Here is a 26,231-nt window from a genome sequence, read left to right as displayed (position 1 = left end):
GCATGCCCATGTTCCTCCAGTCCCTCCGCATGACCGCGCGCGACTGGCGCGCCGGCGAACTGCGCTTCCTGCTTGTCGCACTGATCGTGGCCGTGTCGGCGCTGTCTTCGGTCGGTTTCTTCATCGACCGCATGCGCGCTGGCCTGAATCGCGACGCGCACCAGCTGCTGGGCGCCGACCTCCTGGTGAATGCCGACGACCCGGTCCAGCAGGCCTGGAAAGACGAGGCGAAGCGGCGCGGCCTCCTGGTTGCCGAAACGGCGGCCTTCCAGAGCATGGCCCAGGCGGGCGAGGGCGACGCCTCCATGGCCCAGCTCTCCGCGGTCAAGGCGGTATCAAGCCGCTATCCGCTGCGCGGCCAGCTCAGCATCACCACGAACCCCGACGAGGCCAGTCGCGCGATCGGACAGAAAACCTCCGGAATTCCGGCGCCCGGTACCGTCTGGGTCGACGCCAACCTGCTGCCGGCGCTGCGCACCGGAGTGGGCGGCACGATCCAGCTGGGCGATAAAAGCTTCCGCATCGCGCAGCTGATCGCCACCGAGCCGGACAAGGGGGCCGGCTTCTCCAACTTCGCGCCGCGCGTGATGCTGTCGCTGCAGGACCTGCCCGCGACGGGCCTGGTGGATGCCTTTTCGCGCGTCACCTACCGGCTGCAGGTGGCCTCGCCTTCCAAGAACGACATGTCCGCCGTGGCCGCCTATGAAAAATGGCTGCGCGCCGACATCGCCGCGCGCAACGTGCGCGGCGTGCGCATCGAAACGCTGGAAAACGGCCGCCCCGAGATGCGCGCCACGCTCGACCGCGCCGACAGCTTCCTGTCGCTGGTCGGCCTGCTGTCGGCGATGCTGGCGGCGGTCGCGGTGGCGATGGCGGCGCGCCGCTTCATGCAGCGCCACCTCGACGCCTGCGCCATGCTGCGCTGCCTGGGCATGACCCAGAACCAGGTCGGCACCCTGTACCTGACCGAATTCGCCATCGTCGGCCTGGCGGGCAGCCTGCTGGGCGTGGCGGTCGGCTTCGGCGCGCACTACCTCCTGGTCCAGATGATCGGCGAACTGCTGCCGCCCGACCTGCCGCCGGTGTCGCCGCTGCCGGCGCTGCAGGGCATGGCGACCGGCATGCTGCTGCTGGTCGGCTTCGCGCTGCCGCCGGTGCTTCAGCTGCGTAACGTGCCGCATAACCGCGTGATCCGGCGCGAAGCGGCCGCCCCGCAGCCGCTGGCGCTGGCCACCTACGGCCTCGGGATCGGCGTGTTCCTGGCGCTGCTGCTGTGGCAGGCCGGCGACACCAGACTGGCCTTGATGACGGCCGGCGGCTTCCTGGGTGGCCTGGCCCTGTTCGCCTTCGTCGCCTGGCTCGGCCTGCGCCTGCTGCGGCGCCTGCGCGGCGCCTCCAGCAACCAGAGCTGGCGCTTCGCCATCACCTCGCTGCAGCGCCGCCCCGGTGCCACGGTGGTACAGGTGGTGTCGCTGTCGCTCGGCCTGATGGCGCTGCTGCTGCTCACCGTGGTGCGCGGCGACCTGATGGCGGCCTGGCGCAGCGCCACGCCGCCGGACGCGCCGAACCGCTTCATCATCAACATCCAGCCGGAGCAGGCGCCCGGCGTCGAACGGCAGCTGGCCGGGGCCGGGGTGAAGAACGTGTTCCTGTATCCGATGATCCGTGGCCGCCTCACCCACATCAACGGCACCCAGCTCACCCGCAACACCTACCAGGACGGCGACGCGCGGCGCATGGCCGAACGCGAATTCAACCTCTCCACCGTGGCCGACCTGCCCGAAACCAACGAGATCGTCGCGGGCAGCTGGTACCGGGATGCGCCGGGCGTGGCCGAGGCGTCGGTGGAGCAGGGCCTGGCCAAGACGCTGGGCCTGAAGCTGGGCGACGTGATGCGCTTCGACATGGCCGGCATGCCAGTGCAGGCCAGGGTGACCAGCCTGCGCAAGCTCGAATGGGGCTCGATGCGGGCCAACTTCTTCGTCATCATCAACCCGCAGGCGATGGCGAATGCGCCGAAGAGCTATATGACTGCCTTCCACCTCCCCGAAGGTGAGGGGACTGGGGCAGGAAACCTCACCAGCGCGCTGACGCGCGCCTACCCGAACCTGACCGTGATCGACGTCTCCGGCATCATCCGCCAGCTGCAGGAAGTGCTCGACCAGGTAGTGGTGGCGGTCGAGTTCCTGTTCATGTTCACGCTCGCCTCCGGCGTGCTGGTGCTGTATGCGGCGCTGATGGGGTCGCAGTCGGAGCGCACCCGCGAAGCCGGCCTGCTGCGCGCGCTCGGCGCCACCCGCGGACAACTGGCGACCGCGCAGCGCATCGAGTTCGTGCTGGTCGGCGGCCTGTCCGGCCTGCTGGCCGCGAGCGGCGCGGCGGCCATGGGCTGGGTGCTGGCCGAGTACGTGTTCAAATTCCCATGGAAGTTCGAGCCACAGGTATGGCTGGCCGGTATCGCGGTGGGCGCCGCCTGCGCGCTGGTCGGCGGCTGGCTGGGCCTGCGCAGCGTGCTGCGCCAGCCGCCGCTGCAGACGCTGCGCGAAGCCTGAAGCGGATAGCAACAAGTGGGCAAGGGACAGCCCCAGGGCTGTCCCGGCTGCGCTATCATGGCGGCATGTCCGAACCGAACACCCCCGAAACACCCACCCTCTACGAGGTCATGGGCGGCGCCGAGCGCCTGCGCGAACTGGTCGACCGCTTCTACGACCTGATGCAGCTGGAGCCTGAATTCGCCGGCATCCACGCCATGCACCCGGTCCCCAACGACAGCTCGCGCGAGAAGCTGTTCATGTTCCTGTCCGGCTGGACGGGCGGGCCCGACCTCTTCGTCGAACGCCACGGCCACCCGCGCCTGCGCGCGCGCCACCTGGGGTTCGCCATCGGCACCAGCGAGCGCGACCAGTGGCTGCGCGCCATGGCCTGGGCGATGGAAGACCTGGGCTATGACGACGACCTGCGCATGCGCCTGATGCAGTCCTTCTACAACACCGCCGACTGGATGCGGAACAAGGCGGATTAGCAAGCATGGGCATCGTCGAACTCCTGATTCTCCTCGCCGCGGCCGTGATCATCGGCCTGCAGGTGCTGCTGCTGGCGCGCGCCGGCAAGGCCGGCTCCGATGCGGGCGACGGCCGCCATATCGAACGCCTGGAGCGCGAGCTGCGCGGCGAGATGCAGTCCACCGCCCAGGCCACGCGCCAGGAAGTGGCGGGCCACATGGGCCAGTACCATGCCGCCACCGTGCAGCAGCTGGACGGCATGCGCCAGCAGATGCAGCTGCATTCCGCCAGCGGCCGCGAGGAGCAGGCGCGGGCGCTGAAGCGCTTCGCCGACACCCTGCAGCTGACCCTGTCGAACCTGACCGAATCGAACGCCCAGCGCATGCTGGAAGTGCGCGGCACGCTGGAAAGCAAGATCCGCGACCTGCAGATTGATAACGCCAAGCGCCTGGAAGAGATGCGCCAGACGGTCGACGAAAAGCTGCACGCGACCCTGGAGACGCGCCTGACGGAAAGTTTCAAACAGGTCAGCGAGCGCCTTGAAAAGGTGCACCAGGGACTGGGCGAGATGCAGCAGCTGGCGATCGGCGTGGGTGACCTGAAGCGCGTACTCACCAACGTCAAGACCCGCGGCACCTGGGGCGAAGTGCAGCTCGAGATGCTGCTCGAGCAGGTGCTGACGGTGGACCAGTACGCGAAGAACGTCGAGACCATCCATGGCAGCGGTGCGCGGGTCGAGTTCGCGATCAAGCTGCCCGGCGTGGTCGATGGCGGTCCGCCGCTGTGGCTGCCGATCGACGCCAAGTTCCCGAAGGAGCAGTACGAACGCCTGCTGGAGGCGGCCGAGCTGGCCGATGCCGACGGCGTGGCGCGCGCCGGCGCCGAGCTCGAACGCGCGGTGCGGGGTGAGGCGAAGACGATCTGCGAGAAATACGTGTCGCCGCCGCAGACCACCGACTTCGCGATCCTGTTCCTGCCGACCGAAGGCCTGTACGCGGAAGTGATGCGCCGTCCGGGCCTGGCCGACGACCTGCAGCGCTCCCTGCGCGTGACGATCGCCGGACCGTCCACCCTGAGTGCGCTGCTCAACAGCCTGCAGATGGGCTTCCGTACGCTGGCGCTGGAAAAGCGCTCGTCCGAGGTGTGGCAGGTGCTGGGCGCGGTGAAGACCGAGTTCACCAAGTTCGGCGACGTGCTGGCCACCACCAAGGCAACCCTGGAAAAGGCCGCCAAGAACATCGAAAGCGCCGAAGTGCGCAGCCGCCAGATGGCGCGCAAGCTGAAATCGGTGGAAGCGCTGCCGAGCGAGGCGGCCCAGCTCATGCTTGGTCCCGACGAGTAGGGTGGGCGGGTTCTCCGCCCACGCGTTCAACTGTCGGGTGCGCTGTGTTGGCGCTATTCGAACTCCATCCCATCACACGCCGGGTTTCCACCCCAATCCACTGCATACATCCCATTGCGTACAAAACGATTGAACGTCGAATAGGGCCAGGCAAATGCAGCCTGAACGAAGCCGTGCTTCACGGGGTTGTAATGGATGTAGTCAACGTGTCGTTCCAAATCGCGTTCGTCCCGGATCTGGTGCTCCCAGAAGCGCCGCTGCCAGATTGCGGCGGTACGCTGACGCTGACGGGATGCTGAAACCGTTGCAGGATACAAGCGCCGGCACGTGTACGACACATGGTGCTTGATCTGCGACCAGCGTAAAGAGAAGTTGGTATCGCCGTCCGGGAGCGTCCAGATGCAATGGAGATGATCCGGCATCAAGACCATGGCATCGATATCGAATGGCAGCCGGCCGCGAACCTTGCCGATCGCCGAGCGCAGGGCGATTCGCATGGGTTCATCACACAGGATCGGACGGCGCCGGTGCGTCACGACGGTGAAGAAGTAGGTGGATCCTGCAAGGGCGCGGCGGTAGTGGGGCATCGGCGCATGGTAAGTTGGCGCCGGTATCGGGCAGTGGGTCAGATCAAATGTGCGTTGAACGCGTGGGCGGGAAATCCGCCCACCCTACATCAAACCTTCGAAGACCAGGACATCGACCATGTCGCCTGCCGCGACATTGCCCTGCCCGTCGTGCAGCACCACCATGCAGTTGGCCTCAGACATCGAGCGCAGGATGCCCGAGCCCTGCGAACCGGTGATGCGTACTTCGGGCTCGCCGTCCGCGCCGGGCGCCAGGATCCCGCGCTGGTATTCGGTGCGGCCGGGCTTCTTGCGGATCGCACCAAGCGAACGCGCACGCAGCAAAGGCAGGGGAGCCTGCGCGCCCATCATTTGCAGCAGGGCCTCGCGCGCGAAGAAGTAGAAGGACACCATCACCGCCACCGGATTACCCGGCAGCCCGAACAGGAAGGCACTGCGGCCGTTCGAATGGATGCGGCCGAAGGCCAGCGGCCGGCCGGGACGCATGCCGATCTTCCAGAAGGTCACGTCGCCCAGCCTGGCCATGATCTGCTTGGTATAGTCGGCCGCGCCGACCGACACCCCGCCCGAGGTGATGATGGCGTCGGCGTTCTCGCAGGCGCTGCGCAGCGCCTCTTCCAGCACCGAGGGATCGTCGCGCACGACGCCCATGTCGATGACATCAACGCCAAGGCGCTGCAGCATGCCGTAGATGGTGTAGCGGTTGCTGTCGTAGACGCAGCCTTCGTCGAGCGGCTCGCCGACCGAGCGCAGTTCGTCGCCGGTCGAGAAGAAGGCCACGCGCAGGCGCCGCTGCACCGCGACTTCGGCGATGCCGAGCGAGGCCAGCATGCCGAGGTCGGGCGGGCGCACCACGCGGCCGGCCGTCAGGGCCGGGCTGCCGGCCTTCAGGTCTTCGCCCTTGAAGCGGCGGTTGTCGCCCGCGCGGATCACGCCGGCGGGAAGCAGGATGGCGTCGCCTTCCTGGGTGACGAATTCCTGCGGCACCACGCTGTCGCAGCCTTGCGGCATGACGCCGCCCGTCATGATGCGCACGCACTCGCCCGCAGCCGGGACCGCGTCCGAGACATTGCCGGCATAGGTCGTGCCGATCACGCGCAAGGAGACAGGAACGTCGGTACGCAGGTCCGCGCCGCGCAGCGCGAAGCCGTCCATGGCCGAATTGTCGTGCGCCGGCACGTCGATCGGCGAGATCACATCCAGCGCCAGCACGCGGCCGAGCGCGGCGCGCAGCGCCACCTTTTCGATGGCACGCACCGGCTGCACGAACGCGCGGATGATGCGCTGGGCATCGCGCACGGGCAGGGCGTCGGGATCGTAGCCGGACAAACAGCTCGTCACCTTTGCCAGGCTCACGGGCAGCGTGTCGTCGTAGCCCTGCAGCTCCTCGATCGTGTTGATGTTGCGAAAAGCGCTCGCATCCTCGAACGGCACCTCGACCGCTTTCAGATCCTGGTACCAGCCGTCCATGCGGCGTCCGCCCTCCGCCAGGTATTGCGACAGTACCGGCAGCCGGCTCGCCTTCACCAGGCAGAACACCGGATGCGGCTGCGGGCGCATGCCCGGCTCCTGGGTGACGGCAAAGGCCAGGTCGGCATCGTGTTCTTCGACGGCGGCGGCGAGCCGCCCGGCCAGGTCGGGCGGCAGGAAGGGCGAATCGCAGGGCACCGCCAGCAGCCAGGGCGTCGCGCAGTGCATCAAGCCGGCTTCCAGGCCCGCCAGCGGCCCCGCGAAGCCCGGCGTTTCGTCCGGCCACACCGGCGCGGCCAGCTCCAGCCAGCGCTCGATATTGCGGTTGGCATTGACCATGACCGAGCCGACCTGCGGCAGCAGCCGCTCGATCGCATGCCGGGCCATCGGCTTGCCTTGGAAGGGCTGCAGACCCTTGTCCACATTGCCCATGCGCGAGCCACGGCCGCCCGCCAGGATCAGTCCCGTGATGAGTTGCTTGTCCATGTTGTCTTACCCGCCGATGTACGACATTTCAACCTTCCTGCCGCCGCGCGCCAGGCCCGTGGTGTCCACGCTGCGTGTCTCGGAATAGCGGTCGGCGCGCCCGCGCCACAGCTGGGCGATGGCGCCCGAGAGCGCGGCATCCGGCCGTCCGCTGCGCAGCAGGGCGCGCAGGTCGTGGCCGCGGCTGGCGAACAGGCAGGTGTAGAGCTTGCCCTCGGTGGACAGGCGCAGGCGCGTGCAGTCGTGGCAGAAGGCCTGCGTGACGCTGGAGATGAACCCGACTTCGCCGCTCCCGTCCAGGTAGCGCCAGCGCGCGGCGGTCTCGCCGCTGTAGTTGGCGGCCACCGGCGCCAGCGGCAGCTCGGCGCCGATCCGGCGCACCAGCTCGGCCGAGGGAATCACCTCATCCATGTTCCAGCCATTCGAGGCGCCCACGTCCATGTATTCGATGAAGCGCAGGATGAAGGGCGAACCCTTGAAATGGCGTGCCATCGGCAGGACCTGGTCTTCGTTCGAGCCGCGCTTGACCACCATGTTGACCTTGACCGGCCCCAGTCCGGCGGCCTGCGCCGCGTCCAGCCCGTGCAGCACGTCGGCCACTGCGAAGTCGACATCGTTCATGCGCCGGAACACGCTGTCGTCGAGGGCGTCGAGCGAGACCGTCACCCGGTCCAGGCCCGCATCCTTCAGGGCACGGGCCTTGCGCGCCAGCAGCGAGCCGTTGGTGGTGAGGGTCAGGTCGAGCGGCCGTCCGCTTGGCGTGCCCAGGGCGCGCAGCATGCCGACCAGGCGCTCGAGATCCTTGCGCAGCAGCGGTTCGCCGCCGGTCAGGCGGATCTTCTCGACGCCGTGGGCGATGAACAGGCGCGCCACCCGCGTGATCTCCTCGAACGAGAGCAGCTCGCGGTGGGGCAGGTAGGCGTAGTCCTTGTCGAAGACTTCCTTCGGCATGCAGTAGACGCAGCGGAAGTTGCAGCGGTCGGTGACCGAGATGCGCAGGTCGTGCAGTGGCCGGCCGAGGGCATCCAGCAGCAGCCCGGTGGGCGCCTCGGGCGCGTCCGGGACCGGCATCGCGGACGAGCGCAAATCGTTCAGCGGGATGGTTTTTTCAGGCATGCCAGTACGATAGCACGATGCCCGCCAGCGCACAGGCGGCGATCAGCCTGATCGGACCCACCCGGTAGCGCAGCAGGGCCAGGCAGGCGATGGCGCCGATGGCGACGGCTTGCCAGCGGACCTGGCCGCCGGCGAGGAACACGTGCTGGCCAAAGAACACCGCCAGGCTGGCCACCACCCCGACCACGGCGGCGGAAATCGCGCTCAGGGGCGCTGTCAGCCGCACATTGCCGCGTCCCGACTCGACCAGCGGTCCGCCGGCCAGGATGAACACGAAGGAGGGCAGGAAGGTGAACAGGCTGGCGACGCATGCGCCGGCAATGCCGCCCACGACCGCTGCTTCCGGGCCAAAAGGCACATGCGTCCAGCCGCCGACGAAGCCGACATAGGCCACGATCATGATCAAGGGGCCGGGCGTGGTCTCGCCCAGCGCCAGCCCGTCGATCATCTGGGCGGCGGTGAGCCAGCCGTATTGCTCCACCGCGCCCTGCACCACATAGGGCAGCACGGCATAGGCGCCCCCGAAGCTCATCAGCGCCGCCTTGGTGAAGAACCATCCCATGCGCGCCAGCGTCCCGTCCACGCCATAGACGGTGGCCAGCAGCAGCCAGGCGCCGAGCGCCAGGCCGATGCCGGTGAAACAGACCTTGAACAGGCCGGCCGGCGAAAAACGGGCATGGGCCGGAGTCGGCGTGTCGTCATCGATCACGGCCGGGCCGGCCGGCACGCTTCCGGCCGGATGTCCGCCGCCGGGCTGGAAACGCTGCGGCCAGATGCGCCCGCCGGCCAGGCCGGCGAGGGCGGCGCCCAGCACGATCAGCGGGAAGGGGATGTCGAGCACGGCGATCGCCAGGAACGCCGATACGGCGATGGCGACCAGGAGGCCGTTGCGCAGCGTGCGCGTGCCGATGCGCCAGGCGGCGGCAATGACGATCGCGACCACGGCCGGCTTGATACCGGCCATGATGCCGGCGATGAGGGGAAGATGCCCCCAGGCCAGGTAGACCCAGGACAGGCCGGTCAAGAGCACCAGCGAGGGCAGGATGAACAGCAGCCCGGCCAGGATGCCGCCCCAGCTGCGGTGCAGGAGCCAGCCGATGTAGATGGCCAGCTGGGTCGCCTCCGGGCCGGGCAGCAGCATGCAGTAGTTCAGCGCGTGCAGGAAGCGCTGCTCGGAAATCCAGCGCCGCCGCTCGACCAGTTCGGCGTGCATCAGCGCGATCTGGCCGGCCGGCCCGCCGAAGCTGATGAAGCCGAGCTTGATCCAGTAGAGCAGCGCGGAACGCAAGGGGATGGGGGATCGCATTTCTTTATCCTAACCCGTCAACATGACAAGCCATATTGCAGGCCAAAAAAAGGGAAGCCGAAGCTTCCCTTTTCGCTGTCACGGCAAACGCGCGCCTGGGGCGTGCTTACTGGCGCGTATCCACCTGGATCAGCGGCTCGCTCACTGGCGGCGGCGCCGGCTTGCGGGCGCGGCCCACGCGCTGCGGCGTGCTGGCCTGCGCGGCCGCTTCCTGGGCGGCGCGCAGCTTTTCCGGATCGGTCGAAGCGAGCTGCAGGCCGGCCTTCGACAGCACGTCGCTCAGGTCGGCGGGAGCGGCTGCAGGAACTGGTGCCGGTGCCGGGACGCTGGCCACCGCGGCCGGCGCGGCCTGCACAGGCGCCGTAGCGGCTGGCGCTGCTGGCGAAACCGGCGCAGCAGAAGCAACCGGCGCTGCCGGAGCGACAGGCGCAGCAGGAGCGACCGGCGCTGCGGATGCCGCCGGCGCCTCAGCGACCGGCGCTGCCTGGGCAGCTGGCGCCCTGGCCGCAGCCACCGAAGCCGCGGTCGGGAACGGCCACGGACCCGGATCGGCTGCGACTGCCGGCGCTACTGCCGCCGCAGGAGCGGTCACCGCGGTCGCGGCAGGAGCAGCAGCGTCCACGGCGCGCGGCGCCGCAGCGGCGGCTTGCGCCCTGGCCTTGGCTGCCACCGAGGCCGCGGTGGGGAACGGCCATGGGCCCGGTTCCGACGGGCTTGCCGGCTTCTTCGGCGCGCGGGCCTGGGCTGCGACCTTGGCCGCTTCCTCGTCGGCGACCGGGGTGAACGCCGGGGCGCCGTCGACGCCTTCGCCCGCTTCCATGCCCTCGACCTGGTCACGGTCGCGGCGGCTGCGGTTGCGGCCACCGCGGCGGCGGCGGCGGCGCGGCTCGTCGCCGCCTTCCGCATCCGCTTCCTCGCCGTTCGGGCCATGCGCCGCCACTTTCACCGCGTGCTCCAGCACGTCGCCGTGCGGGGTGGTGGTGGCCAGTGCGTTTTCTTCCTGCGCTACCGGGACGGCCTGCAGCTTCAGTTCTTCCGCCTTGGCCTCGACCGGCTGGGCGGCGCGTTCGCCACGCTCGCGCGGCTGGCGCGGTGCGCGTTCCTTGCGCTCGCCAGGTTCGCGTTCGGCACGCTCGCCACGTTCGGCGCGCGGTGCGGCCTGGGCGGTGTCGAGCTGCTCGCGGGGCTGGCGCGGCTCACGTGGCGGACGCGGTGCGCGCGCCGGCTTGCCTTCGGCTTCCAGGGATTTGACGGTGTCTTCTACCTTGGCGCCCGGTTCGCGCTCGTCGCGCTCGCGGCCGCCCTTCGGACCGCGGGCATTGCGGGTGCGCTGGCCGTTACGGCTGCCACGCTCGCCGCGCTCGGCCGCTGCCGGCGCCGCGGGCTTCTCGGCCACCACCGGAGCCGGCGCCGGGGCTGGTGCGACCGGCGCGCCCATGAAGAAGTTCTTGATGCGGGCGAAGAAGCCCAGTTCGCTCGGCGCTGGCGCGGCGGGCGCCACCGGTGCCGGCGCAGGAGCGGCGGCCTTGGCTGGCTTGGCCGCTTCGCTGCGGTCCACCACCGGGGCCGGCTGGGCCGGGGTGATGGTCTTGACCACGGCTTCCTGGCGCGGCTTGGCTTCTTCTTTCTGGCGCTTGGCGAAGCCCATGTCGGTCTCGGCCGATTCCGCCATGGTGTAGCTGGCGGCGGCGTCTTCCAGGCGCGGATCGTCGTGCTTGATGCGCTCGAGCTTGTAGTGCGGCGTGTCCAGATGCTTGTTCGGGATCAGGATCACGGTGATGCGGTGGCGGTTCTCGATCTTGAGCACTTCGCCGCGCTTTTCATTCAGCAGGAAGGCGGCGACGTCGACCGGCACCTGCACGTGGATCGCGGCCGAGTTTTCCTTCATGGCCTCTTCCTGGATGATGCGCAGGACTTGCAGGGCCGAGGATTCGGTGTCGCGGATGTGGCCGGTGCCGGAGCAGCGCGGGCAGGTCACGTGCGAGCCTTCCGACAGCGACGGACGCAGGCGCTGGCGCGACAGTTCCATCAGGCCGAAGCGCGAGATCTTGCCCATCTGGACGCGCGCGCGGTCGTGGTGCAGGGCATCCTTCAGGCGCTGTTCCACCTCGCGCTGGTTCTTAGCCACTTCCATGTCGATGAAGTCGATCACGATCAGGCCGCCCAGGTCGCGCAGGCGCAGCTGGCGGGCCACTTCGTCGGCCGCTTCGCAATTGGTGTTGAAGGCGGTGGTCTCGATGTCCGAGCCGCGCGTGGCGCGTGCCGAGTTGACGTCGATCGAGACCAGGGCTTCGGTGTGGTCGATGACGATCGCGCCGCCCGATGGCAGCGGCACGGTGCGCGCGTAGGCGGTTTCGATCTGGTGTTCGATCTGGAAGCGCGAGAACAGGGGCACGTCGTCGCTGTAGCGCTTGACGCGGTGCGCCATGTCGGGCATCACGTGCGACATGAACTGCTGCGCCTGTTCATAGATGTCGTCGGTGTCGATCAGGACTTCGCCGATGTCCGGCTGGAAGTAGTCGCGGATCGCGCGGATCACCAGCGAGGATTCCTGGTAGATCAGGAACGGGCCGGCGGCCGACTTGCCGGCGCCTTCGATCGCGCGCCACAGCTGCATCAGGTAGTTCAGGTCCCACTGCAGTTCTTCGACGGTACGGCCGATGCCGGCGGTGCGGGCGATCACCGACATGCCCTGCGGCAGGTCGAGCTTGTCCATGGTCTCGCGCAGTTCCTGGCGCTCTTCGCCTTCGACACGGCGCGACACGCCGCCGCCGCGCGGGTTGTTCGGCATCAGGACCAGGTAGCGGCCGGCCAGCGAGATGAACGAGGTCAGGGCTGCGCCCTTGTTGCCGCGCTCTTCCTTCTCGACCTGGACCATGATCTCCTGGCCTTCCTTGAGGGCTTCCTTGATGGTGCAGTTACGCACGTCGACGCCATCGCGGAAATAGGAACGGGCAACTTCTTTGAAGGGGAGGAAACCGTGGCGGTCTTCGCCGTAGGAGACGAAGCAGGCTTCGAGGGAGGGTTCGATGCGGGTGATGACACCCTTGTAGATATTCGACTTGCGTTGCTCGCGACCGGCGGTCTCGATATCGATGTCGATCAGTTTTTGGCCGTCGACAATCGCTACGCGCAGCTCTTCTTGCTGCGTAGCGTTAAACAACATACGTTTCATTTTTATAAACTCCGCGGCCCGGGGGCCGTGTCATGCCGCGTTTTTCAGGCGCGGCGAAAGTACAGGGATGTACGCGGAGCAGACATGCTGGAGGGGGGAATACCCGGGACGGGGCAGGGCGACGCAATGCATCGCTGCCGCACGGGGCGCAGTGGAGCCGAACGTCATTGTCTACGCACGCCGCAACCAGCGACTGGTCCCGACTGCCACCACGTTGGGGTGGGCACGGCGGGACCGGCGGGGCGGTGTGCAACAACGTGCCAGACCGTAACCAGCGAACAACCAAGACTTCGATACCGAGGCGATCAATCAGCCTTCTGTAACACTCAAGCCTTCAGGTGAGGCTTACTTCGGGTCGGGCCACAACGACAAGCGTTATCGACACCATCAACCGGCAAGCCGCCAGTGGGCGGCTTGCCGGTACTTATCCATACAAATCCAGACAATCCAATCCTGCACTCAGCCGCGCAACCCGATTACAACTGCAGGTGCAACCCTGATTCGCGCCTGAATGTGCGTACACGTTTTTTTCCACCGAATTTGCTCAGGGCAGGGCCGGTGGAACGCGCCCCTTGTGTAAAATATCGTTTTAATTCTTACACCAGCAGAGGTTTGACCGCCGCCTGTCGATTATATATTCAAAATGAAGGACTTAGAGAGAATTTCTGGGAAGACAATGCGAACAGTGGACCAGAACAAGGATGTTTCCCCTTCATCACAGGCAACGATCCAGGCGCAATTCGTCACAATTACCGAAGAAGAAGCCGGGCAGCGCATCGATAACTACCTGTTGCGCGTCTGCAAAGGCGTCCCGAAAAGCCATATCTACCGCATCCTCCGTTCGGGAGAGGTCAGGGTCAACAAGGGCCGCATCGACCAGCTGTACCGGCTCGTGGAAGGCGACCTGGTACGCATCCCGCCGATCCGCATCGCCGAGAAGGCCAGCCAGGGGGCCACGCCCGGCGCCGAGTTTCCCGTCGTGTTCGAGGACACGCACCTGCTCGTCATCGACAAGCCGGCCGGGGTGGCCGTGCATGGCGGCTCGGGCGTGTCGTATGGCGTGATCGAGCAATTGCGGGCGGCGCGGCCGCAGGCCAAGTTCCTGGAACTCGTGCACCGGCTCGACCGCGAAACATCCGGCCTGCTGCTCATCGCCAAGAAGCGTTCGGCACTGACCAACCTGCACGACCAGATGCGCGACGGGGTGACCGACAAGCGCTACCTGGCTGCCGTGTACGGCGACTGGGTGAACAAGCGCCAGCATGTAAAGCTCCCTTTACATAAATTCACGACGCCGGATGGCGAGCGGCGCGTGGTGGTGCAGGCCGGCGGCCAGGAAGCGCACACGGTGTTCAACCTGAAGCGCAAGTGGAAGGACTTCGCCTTGCTTGAAGCCGAGCTCAAGACGGGGCGCACGCACCAGATCCGGGTGCACCTGGCCTCGAGTGGCTTTCCGATCCTCGGTGACGAGAAGTACGGCGATTTCGCATTGAACAAGCAGCTTCAGAAGGCAAACAACGAGCGCGGGGCGCTCAAGCGCATGTTCCTGCATGCGTACCAGATCACGTTTACCCACCCCGATACCGGCCAGCCGCTCACCCTGCGGGCGCCGCTGCCTGCTGAGTGCGACCGATTCTTGGTAAGCTTGGGGCAACCACTGATATAAAGAAACGTAGGGTGGGCGGCTATGCCGCCCACGCGGTGATTGTTGACGTTCACAATACTGATCACGATGATCTCGCAACTGGTTGACCGCGTGGGCGTTTGTCATTCCGGGCATTGCCCGAAATTACCCCGTCCACCCAACAAAAGAAAAGAAAATGCCAAGAAAGCAATTTGACCTGATCGTCTTCGACTGGGACGGCACCCTGATGGACAGCACCGCGGCCATCGTCCGCTGCATCCAGTCCGCCGCGCGCGACCTCGGCCTGCCGGTGCCGAGCGACGCCTCGGCCTCGCATGTGATCGGCCTCGGCCTGCTGGAAGCGATGCAGGCCGTGCTGCCCGACATTGACCCGGTGCTGTACCCGCGCATGATCGAGCGCTACCGCTATCACTTCCTGACGAAAGACCACGAACTGGTGCTGTTCAAGGGCGTTCGTGAAATGTTGGCCGAACTCGCGCAGCTGGGCTACTTCCTGGCGGTGGCCACGGGAAAAAGCCGGGTCGGCCTGAACCGGGCCATGAACGCGGCCGGCCTGCTGTCGATGTTCGATGCCACCCGTTGCGCGGACGAAACCTTCTCCAAGCCGCACCCGGCGATGCTGCAGGAACTGACGCGCGAACTGGGCCAGGACCTGCGCCGCACCGTCATGATCGGCGACACCACCCACGACCTGATGATGGCGAACAACGCCGGCGCGGCCGGTATCGCGGTCGAGTTCGGCGCCCATCCGGTGCAGCAGCTGCAGGCCTGCAAGCCGATCTTCTCGGCCCGTTCGATCCCCGAGCTGCATGCATGGCTGCTGGAGCATGCCTGAGCATGGCCGCCCTTGGTGAGGGGAACGGTGCGCTGTTCGTCTGCGATGCGGCGGCACTGGTGGATGGCGGCAAGGGCGTGCGCTTCCCGGTGCTTGCTTTTGGACACCCAGCCACGGGCTTTGTGGTACGTTACGACAGTAAACCATTTGCCTACTTGAACCGTTGTGCACATGTGCCGATCGAACTCGACTGGTCGCAAGGCGAATTCTTCGAGTCGAGCGGGCTTTACCTGATGTGCGCGACCCACGGCGCGGTCTACCAGCCGGACACGGGCAAGTGCGCCGGCGGACCCTGCCGCGGCGGCCGGCTGCGGCCGATCGCCGTCAGCGAGCGCGATGGCGGCATCTGGTGGCAGCCGGACGACGCGGTGCGCGCACCCGCGGCCTAGCCCCGCGTGGAATGGAACAATCAGCGAAAATCAGCGAAACAGTGAGCGAATGAGCGAGCAAACGAGTCACGAACTACCGGACGGCAAGCTGCTTGCCGCCAATCCCACCGTGGGCAACTGGGAGCGCGAAACGCTCGAGAAGCTGGTGTTTGCCACCGTGCAGGAGCGCCGCGCGGCGCGCCGCTGGGGCATCTTCTTCAAGCTGAGCTTCCTGCTGGTGGCCATCCTGGCCCTGCTGACCTATATGGATTCGACCTTCGGCCTGGGCGGGGACGAGAACCTGGGCCGCCACACCGCACTCATCGAAATCAATGGCGAGATCGAATCGGAAGGCAGCGGCGCCGCCGATACCGTGATTCCCTCGCTCAACAAAGCCTTTTCCGACGCCGGTTCGGCGGCCGTGGTACTGCGCATCGACAGCCCGGGCGGCAGTCCGGTGCAGGCCGGCATCATCGTGGACGAGATCCAACGCCTCAAGCGCGGCTATCCCGACAAGCCGCTGTACGTCGTGGTGGACGAGATGTGCGCCTCGGGCGGCTATTACATCGCCTCGGCGGCCGACCGCATTTATGTCAACAAGGCCTCGATCGTCGGCTCGGTGGGCGTGCTGATGGACAGTTTCGGCTTTACCGGCACGATGGAGAAGCTGGGCGTGGAGCGGCGCCTCTTGACCGCCGGCGAGAACAAGGGCTTCCTCGACCCCTTCAGCCCACAGTCCGAGCGCCACAAGGGACACGCCCAGGCCATGCTGAACGAAATCCACCAGCAGTTCATCTCGGTGGTGCGCGCCGGCCGCGGCAAGCGCCTGAAGGAAACGCCGGAAACCTTCTCCGGCCTGTACTGGACCGGCGCCAAGGCCGTCGAGATGGGCCTGGCCGATGGCTTCGGCACCGTGGACAGCGTGGCGCGCGACATCGTCAAGGCCGAGGACATCGTCGACTACACGGCCCATGAAGGCTTGCCAGAACGTGTCCTGAAGAGATTCGGCGCCGCGGTCGGCAATGGCGCCGTCAGCGCGGCATTCAAGGGCGCCGTGCCGCAGGTGCGATGACATTTTGCTTGCATCCGGCGGAACATGTTCTATATTACGTGTAGCGACTTGGAGACGGGCCGGCCACGACACCATCCATCGTGATCACCCGGATCAGGAGCCGCTCCCCAACTGCACCAGCGGTGCAGCTTCGAGAGAATTCAATTCCTCACAGTAGTGAAAACTTCCCAGGAAGTGGAAACGACGGCTTCGGCCGTCGTTTTCGTATTCCCGTCGCCATCGCGTCTCCGGTATCAGGTGCAGGTGCCGATCTGCTGCGCATCGCCTTCGCCCGCGGGACGGTAGGCCGCTGGCGGTTGCGGACAGGGCGACTGCGGCGCTTCGTCATACTGGCTGAAACCGCCCCGATCGAGCCAGGCCTGGAAATTGCGCTGCGCGGCCGCATGCCAGCCGCTGCGCAGGGCCAGCGGGCTGCCGCGCTGCAGGTGCAGCAGGGGGCTGCCGTGCTGCCAGCGGTCGAGTGCCAGCCGGGTCGGAAACAGGGCGGCATGCAGGCGGGCGCGGCGTCGCCGTTGTTCGGCGTCGCTTGTGGGCGGGGATGATCGATCGCTCGATTGGGGGGCGGTGTGCACGATATGGGTCCTCGTCGATGCGCGGAAGCTCTACGGTAAGAACTCCCTAGTGCGTTAGGCGGATTCCTAACGCGTTGAAGTCTATCAATGAGAAGCCCGCAAAGTTTGACGTTAATCAAATGAGCGCACGCATCTAACGCGACCGCAGGGGATGCTCCACCCCCGATGGGGGCGCCGGGGATGCGCGCGGCCGTGGCGGCGTTTGGTTGGGTGCTGGCCCTTCTGTTAAAGTGGCGCCCCATGAGCAAACTTTCCCTGGACCGGATCCTGCAATCGCAGGGATTCGGCACCCGCAAATACTGCCGCGCCCTGATCGAGGACGGCGACGTGCTGGTCAACGGCACGCTCGAGGACAACTACAAGGCCACGTTCGACACCACCGACCTGGTGCTGACCGTATTCGACGAGGAATGGCGCTACCGCGAGCACCTGTACATCGCGCTGTACAAGCCGGCCAACTACGAGTGCTCGCGCAAGCCGAGCCACCACCCGGGCGTGCTGACCCTGCTGCCGGAACAGTTCAGCTGGCGCGAGGTGCAGCCGGTCGGCCGCCTGGACCACGACACCACCGGCCTGCTCCTGATGTCGGATGACGGTCCCTTCATCCACGCCCAGTCGTCGCCCAAGCGCCATGTGCCCAAGGTCTACCAGGCGACGACCGCCGAACCGGTCACCGAGGCGCTGGTCGCACAGCTGCTGGCCGGCGTCCAGCTGCACGACGAGCCGGCGCCCCTGAAAGCCATCTCCTGCGTGCAGCGCGGCGAGCACCAGCTCGAGATCGTGCTCGAACAGGGCAAGTACCACCAGGTGAAGCGCATGCTGGCCGCCGCCGGCAACCACTGCAGCGCGCTGCACCGCTCGCAGATCGGCGGCCTGACCCTGGAAGCGCTGGGCCTGCAGGAAGGGGAGTGGTGCTTCCTCGAACAGGCCCAGCTGGACCTACTCGTGTAGGGTGGGGCGGGTTTCCCGCCCACGCGGTGATTGTTACCGGCTCTGCTTCCACTCCGGATGATCTTGCCGCTATCACTATCACCGCGTGGGCGGACAAGCCGCCCACCCTACGTGCACATCACGCCTAACGGTGCGACACCAACGCAGCTTTTCCGCGACACTGCTGTTGACAATTCGCCATGTCATGGCCGCTTCCAAAGAAAACCATGCAATTAAAACCGTTTCCCGCAGCCCTGCTGCCGTTCCTGCTCGCCTCGCCCGTATTTGCCCAGCAATCCGCTCCCGCGCTGACCCAGCAACTGGGTGAGTGCACCCGGCTCACCGATACCCGCCAGCGCCTGGCCTGCTTCGACAGCCTGGCCGCTGCCCATGGCGCCACCCCGGCCGCACCGGCTGTCCCGGCCACCGCTCTCGGCGCCGAGCCCGCGCCGCCGCCGATCGCCAGCGCCACGCCCGGCCAGGCGCCCACCGCCTTTCCAACCAAGACCTTGCCGAACCCAAGCGCTTCGGTGGACCCTGCCGTGGAGGCGGCCGCCGAGTACACCATGGCCAGCCACTGGGAACTGGACGACAAGCATAAGCGCGGCATCTTCATTTTCCGTCCGCACAATCCGAACTACCTGATCGGGGCGCGCACCTACCGTCCGAATGAAGCGCCCTACAAGCCTTTCCGCGCGGCCGACTTCACCGGCAAGCTGTCGCACGCCGAACTGCAGTACCAGCTCGGCTTCAAGATGAAGGCGATCGAGACCGCGTTCTCGCTGCCGGTCGACCTCTGGTTCGGCTATACCCAGAACAGCTTCTGGCAGGCCGGCAACCGCGAAGCCTCGAGCCCCTTCCGCGAGACCAATTACCAGCCAGAGGTCATGCTGGTGACGCCGCTGAACGTGAGCGTGTTCGGCGCCAACCTGAAATACCTGAACCTGGGCCTGAACCACCAGTCCAACGGCCAGGCATCGAGCCTGTCGCGCAGCTGGAACCGGATCTATGCCCAGGTCGGCCTCGAGCGCGGGCGGCTGGCGCTGACCGGGCGCGTCTGGAAGCGCATCAATGAAGCGCTCGAAGACGACAACAACCCCGACATCGTCGACTACATGGGCCGCATGGAGCTGAGCGGCAGCTACCGCATGGACGGGCACGAGTTCTCGGCCATGGTGCGCCATAATTTCCATACGAGCAAAAGCGCGACCCAGCTCGGCTGGGCCTTCCCGCTGGTGGGGCCGCTCAAGGGATATGTGCACTGGTTCTCGGGCTATGGCCAGAGCCTGATCGACTACAACTACTTCCAGCGCACGATCGGCGCGGGCGTCGTTGTCCAGTATTGAGGCTTTACAATAGCGGGTTCCCAATACACCTCGCTACCGATGAAACTCGCCACACTCAAGGATGGCAGCCGCGACGGCCAGCTGATCGTCGTCGCGCGCGACCTGAAAACCGCCCATGTCGCCGACGGCATTGCGCCCACGCTCCAGGCCGCCCTCGACGACTGGGGATTCATCGCGCCCCAGCTGGCCGAACTGTCCCTGCTGCTCAATGAAGGGCGGGTGGAAGGAACGGCGCGCCGCCCCTTCGATTTCGATCCCGCGCGCTGCATGGCGCCGCTGCCGCGTGCCTACCAGTGGGCCGACGGCTCCGCCTACGTGAACCACGTGGAACTGGTGCGCAAGGCGCGCAAGGCCGAGATGCCGGCCTCGTTCTGGGAAGATCCGCTGATGTACCAGGGCGGCAGCGACGATTTCCTCGGTCCACAGGACGACATCGTGCTGGCCCATGAGGAATGGGGCATCGATTTCGAGGCCGAGGTGGCGGTGATCACCGGCGACGTGCCGATGGGCGCGACGCCGGACGAGGCGCACGGCCAGATCCGCCTGCTCATGCTGGCCAACGACGTCTCGCTGCGCAATCTCATCCCGGACGAACTGGCCAAGGGGTTTGGTTTCCTGCAGTCGAAGCCGGCGACGAGCTTTTCGCCGGTGGCGGTCACGCCGGACGAGCTGGGCGACGCATGGCGCAGCGGCAAGCTGCACCTGCCGCTGCGCTCGACCTGGAACGGCCACCTTGTCGGGCGGCCGGATGCCGGTACCGACATGGTGTTCAACTTCCCGCAGCTGATCGCGCACCTGGCCAAGACGCGCAATGTGCGTGCCGGCAGCATCGTCGGCTCGGGTACGGTGTCGAACAAGGATGCGTCGCGCGGTTACTCATGCATCGCTGAGCAGCGCTGCCTGGAACTGATTGCCGATGGCGAAGCCAGCACGCCCTTCATGCGCTTCGGCGACACCATCCGCATCGAGATGCTAGACGAGAAGGGCAAGTCGATCTTCGGCGCCATCGACCAGGCTGTGAAACGCCTGGCGTAGGGTGGGCGGGTCCCCCGCCCACGCGGTGATCGCGATCGGCTCCATTCTCGTGCCCGATGATCTCGCCGCTACCTATCACCGCGTGGGCGGCGAAGCCGCCCACCCTACGGACCAAAACGAATCCAGCGCGCCATCCCCACGCAAATCCACCTCGACCGGCCGGCTGATCCGCCGCAACACCTCCGCCGCCACCAGCCGCCCATCCGGCTCATGCAGCCGATACCACAGCAAGGCCACCCCCGACAGCCGCAGGTGCTGTCCCGTAAACAGGTTCTCCTTCACGATGCTCATGCCTTCCAGGCGCAGGTCCACATCGAGTACCAGGCTGCCCGCCGTCCGTTCGCCATACCCGAGATAGCGCGCCGTATTAAACAGCGGACTCCTGTCGCTGGCTTCCCCGGCCCTGAGCGAATCGACGAAGGCATCCACCGCCTTCAGCTGTGCCTGCGCGGCCTGGACCACGGCCGCAATCTCCTTCTTCTGCTCGCCCTTGGCCGCATCGACCAGTCCCTGCAGCTCGGCAATGCGCTGGGCGTAGGTGGCGCGCTGGGTGGCAAGACCCTGTAGGCGGCCGAGCAGCTGCTCGTAGCGCTGCCAGTCGAGTTCGCCGAGGTAGCCGCCGCCGAGTCCGCTGATGCGCTCCGGACAGGCTTGGGCCAAGGCGCTGGCGAACAGGCTGCGCGCACCGTCGCCATAAGCCATTCCCGCCACGGCGACGTCGCTGCGCAGCAGGGCCGTGAGGTCGGCGCCGGCGCGTACCGTGGCCGGGACCACGGTCAATAGCGCGGGCAAGCCTGGCGCCAGCGCCGCCGTGCCGGCTGGGCGGAAGGCGTCGAGCAGACGCTGCAGCGCCCGGTTCCGCTCCGCCAGTTCAATGGCAAGGCGGGTGAGGGCGCTGTCCACCATGCGGGCCGCCACCATGCCCTGGGCCGTGGCGGGATCGTAGAGGACAGTGGGCCGGTCCGGCGGCAGGCGCCTGCACAGGCCGACGGCCAGCTCGCGCGCCAGGTCGACCGCGCGTACCAGTCCGGCAGCGCCGAACTGGCGGGTGTCGATCGTTCCGGCTAGCGGTTTCGACTGGGCGGGCGGCAGGCGCGCGAGCAGTTCGGCGCGCTCGGCTTCGGCCAGGGCCTGGCGTGCCTCGGCTTCGAGCTGGCGGGTGCGCAGCTCGGCCAGTTCAGTCGAGGGCTGGGCACGTGCCGCCGCGCATGGCAGGGCTAGCAGTACGAACAGGATGCAGGCCGCAAAATACGGCAGCGCCGGAAAGCGGGACCAGGGGAACGCGACAAGAGAACGGGTACGCGACATGGCAGCTTTCGGCTGTACTGGTATAAACAGAAATAATTGCCTGCAATAAATGTAAGAAACTGTCGAAAAGATTAGGAGAAGTTTCGGGACAGTTGATTGCGATATATCAAGCGCCATAGAATCGCCCGATTACTCATGCATATTTACATCCTGCCCACGACCGGCAAACAGGCTGCGACAAAATCTGGCATTAGCTAAATGGAAATGCGGTAAAATTTTTGAGTTTACCAAATGGTTGTATGAGCATCATTAATTTCCTTTTACCGGTCTGAAGCTCGGCTTTGCCGTTTCGCTCGCCTGTCCCCTGCTGCTCGTCCTGACGACGCGCTGGCACGGGTAGTATTCGCTCGACGCGATGCATGGCGTGCAAGAATTCCACGTCACCCCGACGCCGCGCATTGGTGGCGCCGCCATCATGCTCGGCCTGTGGCTCACGCTCGGCATGCCGCCGCCGGAGCAGCATGAACTGCTGCTGCCGGTGCTGGTGGCGGCCATGCCGGCCTTCATGTTCGAGCTTGCCGAAGACCTGACTCGCAAGGTGTCGGTGTGGGCGCATCTTCTTTTGACCGTGGCTAGCGGCGTTTGCTGCTGGGGCGTGACCGGTGTCACGCTACTGCACATCGGCATCGCGCCGCTCGACATGCTGCTGGGCTGGCTGCCCGCTTCGGTGCTGTTCACCGCACTCGTGGTTGGGGGGCATAGTCAACGCGGTCAACATCATCGACGGTTTCAATGGCCTGGCCAGAGCCGTCGTGCTGATCGGCATAGCCACGCTGGGCCTGGCGCAGGACGCGGGCGACCCTGGCCTGGCCCAGCTGTGCTTTGTCGTCTGCGCCGTCACAGTCGGCTTTTTTGTCGTGAATTTCCCGTTCGGCAAACTGTTCCCCGGCGATGGCGGCGCCTGTATTCTCGGTTTCCTGCTGGCCTGGACGTCGGTGATGCTCGTTTCGGGCCTGCCGGATAGCTGGCACCTGCGCAGCCTAGTCAAGATGGCCATCGCGGCGCGCTACTTTCGCGCCCTGCCGGCGCCGTTGCGCAATGCCTGCGTGGCGCCGTTCTGGTGGGCGGTCGCGCTATGCCTGCCGTGACGGCGGTGCGCTTCGCCGCGATGCCGGAAGTCCTAATGCACAGTATGCTGGCCAGCTTCCTGCTGTACCAGGCGGTGTACGCCCTCGTGATATCGGCCTCGTGGGCGCAGCAGCGCCGCATCGCGCGTAGTGCGCCACGGGCCTTTGCCATCGGCCAGACCGATTCTTCCTTGATCCAGCCGGGCAATGAGCTTCCCGCTGTTCGCCTAAACGCGCCATAATTCGGGGCAGCGGGCGCATGCCCGGATTTAACCAGCCCGGATAACGTATGACCATCCTAGTAACCGGTGGCGCCGGCTTCATTGGTTCCAACTTTGTGCTCGACTGGCTGGTAGGTGGCGACGAGCCCGTCGTGAACCTCGATAAGTTGACCTATGCCAGCAACCTGAACAATCTTGCATGCCTCCAGGGTGACCCGCGCCATCATTTCGTGGCAGGCGATATCGGCGACAGCGCCTTGGTGGCGAGCGTGCTGCGCAAGCACAGGGTACGGGCGGTGTTGAACTTTGCCGCAGAGAGCCACGTTGACCGCTCGATTGCCGGCCCGGCGGCCTTCATCGAGACGAACGTGGTCGGTACCTTCCGCTTACTGGAAGCGGTGCGTGCTTACTGGAGCGACCTGGATGAAGGCGAGCGCGCGGTCTTCCGCTTCCTGCATGTTTCGACCGACGAAGTGTACGGCTCCCTCCCTCCGTACGCCCCGGCATTCGACGAGCAGCACCGCTACGAGCCGAACAGTCCGTATTCGGCCAGCAAGGCGTCGTCGGACCACCTGGTGCGGGCCTGGCACCACACCTATGGCCTGCCGGTGCTGACCACCAACTGTTCCAACAACTACGGTCCTTTCCATTTCCCTGAAAAGCTGATCCCGCTGGTGATCCACAATGCACTTGCGGGCAAGCCGCTGCCGGTCTACGGTGACGGCCGCCAGGTACGCGACTGGCTCTACGTGCTCGACCATTGCAGCGCGATCCGCCGCGTGCTCGAGGCCGGCAAACCGGGCGAGACCTACAACGTCGGCGGCTGGAACGAGATGGCGAACATTGACGTGGTGCACACGCTGTGCGCCATCCTGGACGAACTGCGCCCGCGGCCGGACGGTGCGCCCTACGCGGCGCAGATCAGCTTCGTAAAGGATCGCCCGGGCCATGACCGCCGCTATGCGATCGACGCCGGCAAGATCGAGCGCGAACTCGGCTGGCGCCCGGTGGAGACCTTCGAGACCGGCATCCGCAAGACTGTCGCATGGTACCTGGCGCACCAGGACTGGGTGCGGGAGGTGACCAGCGGCGCTTACCGCGACTGGGTGGCGCAGCAATACGCCGGCGGGCGTCCCGGTATATGAAGATTCTCCTGTTCGGCAAGGACGGGCAACTGGGCTGGGAGCTGCGGCGTGCGCTCGCACCCCTGGGTGAACTGCGTGCCTTCGGCCGTAGAGAAGCCGATCTCGCCGACCCGGACATCCTGCGCGCCTGTGTGCGTAGCCACCGGCCCAACGTCATCGTCAACGCTGCCGCCTACACGGCGGTCGACCGTGCCGAACGTGACGAAGCCGTCGCGTACGCCGTCAATGCGCTGGCCCCGGGCGTGCTTGCCGAGGAAGCCCGTGCCTGCGACGCCTGGCTGGTGCATTATTCGACGGACTACGTGTTCGGTCACGGAAAGGGCAGTGGTATCGATGGCGCCTGGGTCGAGGACGACCCGACCGGGCCGCTGTCCGCCTACGGCCGTACCAAGCTCGACGGCGAAGCACGCGTCCGTGCGAGCGGGGTGCGTCATATGGTCTTGCGCACCGGCTGGGTGTTCGGACGGCATGGCGCGAACTTTCCGAAGACCATACTGCGCCTGGCGAAGGAGCGGGCGCAGCTCGATGTCGTCGCCGACCAGCACGGGGTGCCGACCAGTGCGGATCTGTTGGCGGACGTTACCGCGCTGGCCCTGTATCGCATCGCCTTGGAGCGTGAGAGAGCAGACGCGCTGTCGGGAACCTACCACGTGACGGCATCGGGCCGGACGACATGGCACGCCTATGCACGCCATGTCGTCGAGCTGGCGCTGGCGCACGGCGCACGACTGGCGGCTGCGCCGGACCGGATCGTGCCCGTCGCGGCGGTCGACTGGGGTGCCCCGGCGGCGCGTCCGGAAAATTCGCTGCTCGATACCACCAGGTTTCGCACCACCTTCGGCCTGGCGCTGCCGGAGTGGCGCGACCACGTCAATTGCCTCGTCGCAGAGCTGGCGGCAGGCGGCAACCCATGAGGAAAACAATGAACGAATCTCCGCGGCGCAAGGGCATCATCCTGGCAGGCGGCAGCGGTACGCGCCTGTATCCGGCAACGCTCGCGGTGTCGAAGCAGCTGATGCCGGTGTTCGACAAGCCGATGATCTATTACGCGCTCAGCACCTTGATGCTGGCCGGGATCCAGGACATCCTCGTCATATCGACTCCCAAGGACACCCCGCGCTTCGAGCAGTTGCTCGGTGACGGTGCTCGCTTCGGCCTGAACATCTCCTACGCGGTTCAGCCTACTCCCGGCGGAATCGCCCAAGCCTACCTGGTGGGTGCCGACTTCCTGTCGGGCAGCCCATCGGCGCTTGTGTTGGGCGATAACATTTTCTACGGCCACGATCTGCCCCACATGTTGCGCCAGGCCTCGGCGCGCAGTGAGGCAAGCGTGTTCGCTTACCACGTGCAGGATCCCGAGCGCTATGGGGTCGTGGAATTCGATTCCACTTGGCGCGCCATCGGCCTGGAAGAAAAGCCGCGCGTGCCGCGCTCGAACTATGCCGTGACCGGCCTGTATTTCTACGACGGCGATGCCGTCGCGATCGCCCGTTCGCTGACACCATCTGCGCGCGGCGAACTCGAGATCACGGACATGAATCGCATCTACATGGAGCTCGGGCGCCTGCAGGTAGAGATCCTGCGTCGCGGCTACGCCTGGCTCGATACCGGCACCCACGAGTCCTTGCTCGACGCCAGCCAGTTCATCGCCACCATCGAACGTCGCCAGGGGCTGAAGGTAGCATGTCCGGAGGAGATCGCGTTCCGCATGGGTTGGATCAGTGCCGGACAGCTGGCTGAACTGGCCGCGCCGATGCGCAACAATGGTTACGGACAGTACCTCTTACGAGTCCTGAGCGAAAAGGTGATCTGATGCGGATGACCCGCCTCGCTATTCCGGATGTCGTGCGGATCGAGCCGCGCGTGTTTGCCGACGAGCGCGGCTCGGTGTATGAAAGTTTCCAGCAGGCCCGCTTCGAGGAGGCAATAGGACGCAAGGTGGCTTTCGTGCAGGACAACCATGCGACGTCGGTGCGGAACGTGCTACGCGGCCTGCATTACCAGATACGGCAGACGCAGGGCAAGCTGGTGCGGGTCGTGGCGGGCAGCGTGTTCGACGTCGCCGTTGACCTGCGGCGTTCGTCGCCCACGTTCGGACAGTGGACGGGCGACCTCCTGAGCGCTGACAACAAAGCTCAGTTGTGGGTGCCGGAAGGATTCGCCCACGGTTTCCTGGTGCTGTCGGAGTCAGCGGAGGTCATCT

General features: G+C 66.3%; 24 protein-coding genes. 16 read left to right on the top strand and 8 right to left on the bottom strand.

Annotated elements, in window-relative coordinates:
- Positions 1-8 precede the first annotated feature (8 nt).
- The 3 genes from LCI23_RS18285 to rmuC all read left to right on the top strand — a co-directional run bounded on the left by LCI23_RS18285 (position 9) and on the right by rmuC (position 4,344).
- Positions 9-2,552 carry an ABC transporter permease gene (locus LCI23_RS18285; protein ID WP_224947883.1) on the top strand — a complete coding sequence of 848 codons (2,544 nt, stop codon included), beginning with the start codon at positions 9-11 and terminating at the stop codon, positions 2,550-2,552.
- A 65-nt stretch (positions 2,553-2,617) separates the two neighbouring features.
- Positions 2,618-3,022, top strand: coding sequence for a group II truncated hemoglobin (locus LCI23_RS18280; protein ID WP_224947882.1), 405 nt, complete (start codon positions 2,618-2,620; stop codon positions 3,020-3,022).
- A 5-nt stretch (positions 3,023-3,027) separates the two neighbouring features.
- Entirely contained in the window at positions 3,028-4,344 is a 1,317-nt protein-coding gene (gene rmuC / locus LCI23_RS18275; RefSeq protein ID WP_224947881.1) for a DNA recombination protein RmuC, read from the top strand.
- A 53-nt stretch (positions 4,345-4,397) separates the two neighbouring features.
- On the opposite strand, the gene LCI23_RS18270 is transcribed toward rmuC, so the two are convergent.
- The 5 genes from LCI23_RS18270 to LCI23_RS18250 form a co-directional block, all read right to left on the bottom strand.
- On the bottom strand, positions 4,398-4,931 hold the full coding sequence (locus LCI23_RS18270; protein WP_224947880.1) for a transposase: 534 nt from the start codon (positions 4,929-4,931) through the stop codon (positions 4,398-4,400).
- An 84-nt stretch (positions 4,932-5,015) separates the two neighbouring features.
- Positions 5,016-6,887 carry a gephyrin-like molybdotransferase Glp gene (glp, locus tag LCI23_RS18265; RefSeq protein ID WP_224947879.1) on the bottom strand — a complete coding sequence of 624 codons (1,872 nt, stop codon included), beginning with the start codon at positions 6,885-6,887 and terminating at the stop codon, positions 5,016-5,018.
- 6 nt (positions 6,888-6,893) lie between these two features.
- The gene (moaA, locus tag LCI23_RS18260; protein ID WP_307727742.1) at positions 6,894-8,003 is read right to left on the bottom strand and encodes a GTP 3',8-cyclase MoaA; all 1,110 of its coding nucleotides are present in this window, start codon (positions 8,001-8,003) and stop codon (positions 6,894-6,896) included.
- On the bottom strand, positions 7,996-9,309 hold the full coding sequence (gene chrA / locus LCI23_RS18255) for a chromate efflux transporter (protein WP_224947878.1): 1,314 nt from the start codon (positions 9,307-9,309) through the stop codon (positions 7,996-7,998). Before chrA ends, moaA begins: the two co-directional genes overlap by 8 nt.
- Positions 9,310-9,415: 106 nt before the next feature.
- Positions 9,416-12,484 (bottom strand): Rne/Rng family ribonuclease, encoded by a 3,069-nt coding sequence (locus tag LCI23_RS18250; RefSeq protein ID WP_224947877.1) that lies wholly within the window; start codon positions 12,482-12,484, stop codon positions 9,416-9,418.
- Positions 12,485-13,160: 676 nt separating this feature from the next.
- On the opposite strand from LCI23_RS18250, the gene LCI23_RS18245 reads away from it, so the two are divergent.
- The 4 genes from LCI23_RS18245 (at position 13,161) to LCI23_RS18230 (ending at position 16,404) form a co-directional block, all read left to right on the top strand.
- Entirely contained in the window at positions 13,161-14,150 is a 990-nt protein-coding gene (locus tag LCI23_RS18245; protein WP_224947898.1) for an RluA family pseudouridine synthase, read from the top strand.
- A 154-nt stretch (positions 14,151-14,304) separates the two neighbouring features.
- Complete coding sequence (locus tag LCI23_RS18240; RefSeq protein WP_224947876.1) at positions 14,305-14,964, top strand: HAD-IIIA family hydrolase; 660 nt, start codon at positions 14,305-14,307, stop codon at positions 14,962-14,964.
- Between the two features lie 2 nt (positions 14,965-14,966).
- On the top strand, positions 14,967-15,353 hold the full coding sequence (locus tag LCI23_RS18235) for a Rieske 2Fe-2S domain-containing protein (RefSeq protein WP_224947875.1): 387 nt from the start codon (positions 14,967-14,969) through the stop codon (positions 15,351-15,353).
- Positions 15,354-15,402: 49 nt separating this feature from the next.
- Entirely contained in the window at positions 15,403-16,404 is a 1,002-nt protein-coding gene (locus LCI23_RS18230) for a S49 family peptidase (protein WP_224947874.1), read from the top strand.
- A gap of 233 nt (positions 16,405-16,637) precedes the next feature.
- On the opposite strand, the gene LCI23_RS18225 is transcribed toward LCI23_RS18230, so the two are convergent.
- The gene (locus LCI23_RS18225; protein ID WP_224947873.1) at positions 16,638-16,976 is read right to left on the bottom strand and encodes a hypothetical protein; all 339 of its coding nucleotides are present in this window, start codon (positions 16,974-16,976) and stop codon (positions 16,638-16,640) included.
- A gap of 240 nt (positions 16,977-17,216) precedes the next feature.
- Here LCI23_RS18225 and LCI23_RS18220 point away from each other — a divergent pair, with 240 nt between their 5' ends.
- From LCI23_RS18220 to LCI23_RS18210, 3 genes are all read left to right on the top strand, one after another.
- Positions 17,217-17,927 carry a pseudouridine synthase gene (locus LCI23_RS18220; RefSeq protein WP_224947872.1) on the top strand — a complete coding sequence of 237 codons (711 nt, stop codon included), beginning with the start codon at positions 17,217-17,219 and terminating at the stop codon, positions 17,925-17,927.
- Positions 17,928-18,133: 206 nt separating this feature from the next.
- Positions 18,134-19,252 carry a phospholipase A gene (locus LCI23_RS18215; protein WP_224947871.1) on the top strand — a complete coding sequence of 373 codons (1,119 nt, stop codon included), beginning with the start codon at positions 18,134-18,136 and terminating at the stop codon, positions 19,250-19,252.
- Between the two features lie 39 nt (positions 19,253-19,291).
- Positions 19,292-20,287, top strand: a complete 996-nt coding sequence (locus LCI23_RS18210; protein ID WP_224947870.1) for a fumarylacetoacetate hydrolase family protein — start codon at positions 19,292-19,294, stop codon at positions 20,285-20,287.
- Positions 20,288-20,362: 75 nt separating this feature from the next.
- Here LCI23_RS18210 and LCI23_RS18205 read toward each other — a convergent pair whose 3' ends face one another.
- Together LCI23_RS18205 and LCI23_RS18200 are read right to left on the bottom strand one after the other, a co-directional pair.
- The gene (locus LCI23_RS18205) at positions 20,363-21,595 is read right to left on the bottom strand and encodes a hypothetical protein (RefSeq protein WP_224947869.1); all 1,233 of its coding nucleotides are present in this window, start codon (positions 21,593-21,595) and stop codon (positions 20,363-20,365) included.
- 190 nt (positions 21,596-21,785) lie between these two features.
- On the bottom strand, positions 21,786-22,151 hold the full coding sequence (locus tag LCI23_RS18200) for a hypothetical protein (protein WP_224947868.1): 366 nt from the start codon (positions 22,149-22,151) through the stop codon (positions 21,786-21,788).
- Positions 22,152-22,284: 133 nt separating this feature from the next.
- On the opposite strand from LCI23_RS18200, the gene LCI23_RS18195 reads away from it, so the two are divergent.
- The 6 genes from LCI23_RS18195 to rfbC form a co-directional block, all read left to right on the top strand.
- Positions 22,285-22,683, top strand: coding sequence for a hypothetical protein (locus LCI23_RS18195; protein ID WP_235584487.1), 399 nt, complete (start codon positions 22,285-22,287; stop codon positions 22,681-22,683).
- The gene (locus LCI23_RS18190) at positions 22,671-22,904 is read left to right on the top strand and encodes a hypothetical protein (protein ID WP_224947866.1); all 234 of its coding nucleotides are present in this window, start codon (positions 22,671-22,673) and stop codon (positions 22,902-22,904) included. The genes LCI23_RS18195 and LCI23_RS18190 overlap by 13 nt, the downstream gene beginning before the upstream one ends.
- A 47-nt stretch (positions 22,905-22,951) precedes the next feature.
- Positions 22,952-24,028: a dTDP-glucose 4,6-dehydratase gene (gene rfbB, locus LCI23_RS18185; RefSeq protein WP_224947865.1), complete on the top strand. Its 1,077-nt coding sequence runs from the start codon at positions 22,952-22,954 to the stop codon at positions 24,026-24,028.
- A complete protein-coding gene (gene rfbD / locus LCI23_RS18180) occupies positions 24,025-24,942 on the top strand; it encodes a dTDP-4-dehydrorhamnose reductase (protein ID WP_224947864.1) in 918 nt (305 codons plus the stop codon). The genes rfbB and rfbD overlap by 4 nt, the downstream gene beginning before the upstream one ends.
- Before the next feature lie 8 nt (positions 24,943-24,950).
- A complete protein-coding gene (rfbA, locus tag LCI23_RS18175) occupies positions 24,951-25,841 on the top strand; it encodes a glucose-1-phosphate thymidylyltransferase RfbA (RefSeq protein ID WP_224947863.1) in 891 nt (296 codons plus the stop codon).
- The coding region (gene rfbC, locus LCI23_RS18170; protein WP_224947862.1) for a dTDP-4-dehydrorhamnose 3,5-epimerase at positions 25,841-26,231 on the top strand (391 nt) is incomplete at its 3' end. The genes rfbA and rfbC, both read left to right, overlap by 1 nt.

The sequence above is a fragment of the Massilia sp. MS-15 genome, from assembly GCF_020176695.1.
GTDB classification, from domain to species: Bacteria; Pseudomonadota; Gammaproteobacteria; order Burkholderiales; family Burkholderiaceae_D; genus Telluria; species Telluria hydrophila.
Note: the sequence above shows the minus strand (reverse complement) of the source record. Positions and strands in the feature narration are given on the sequence as shown.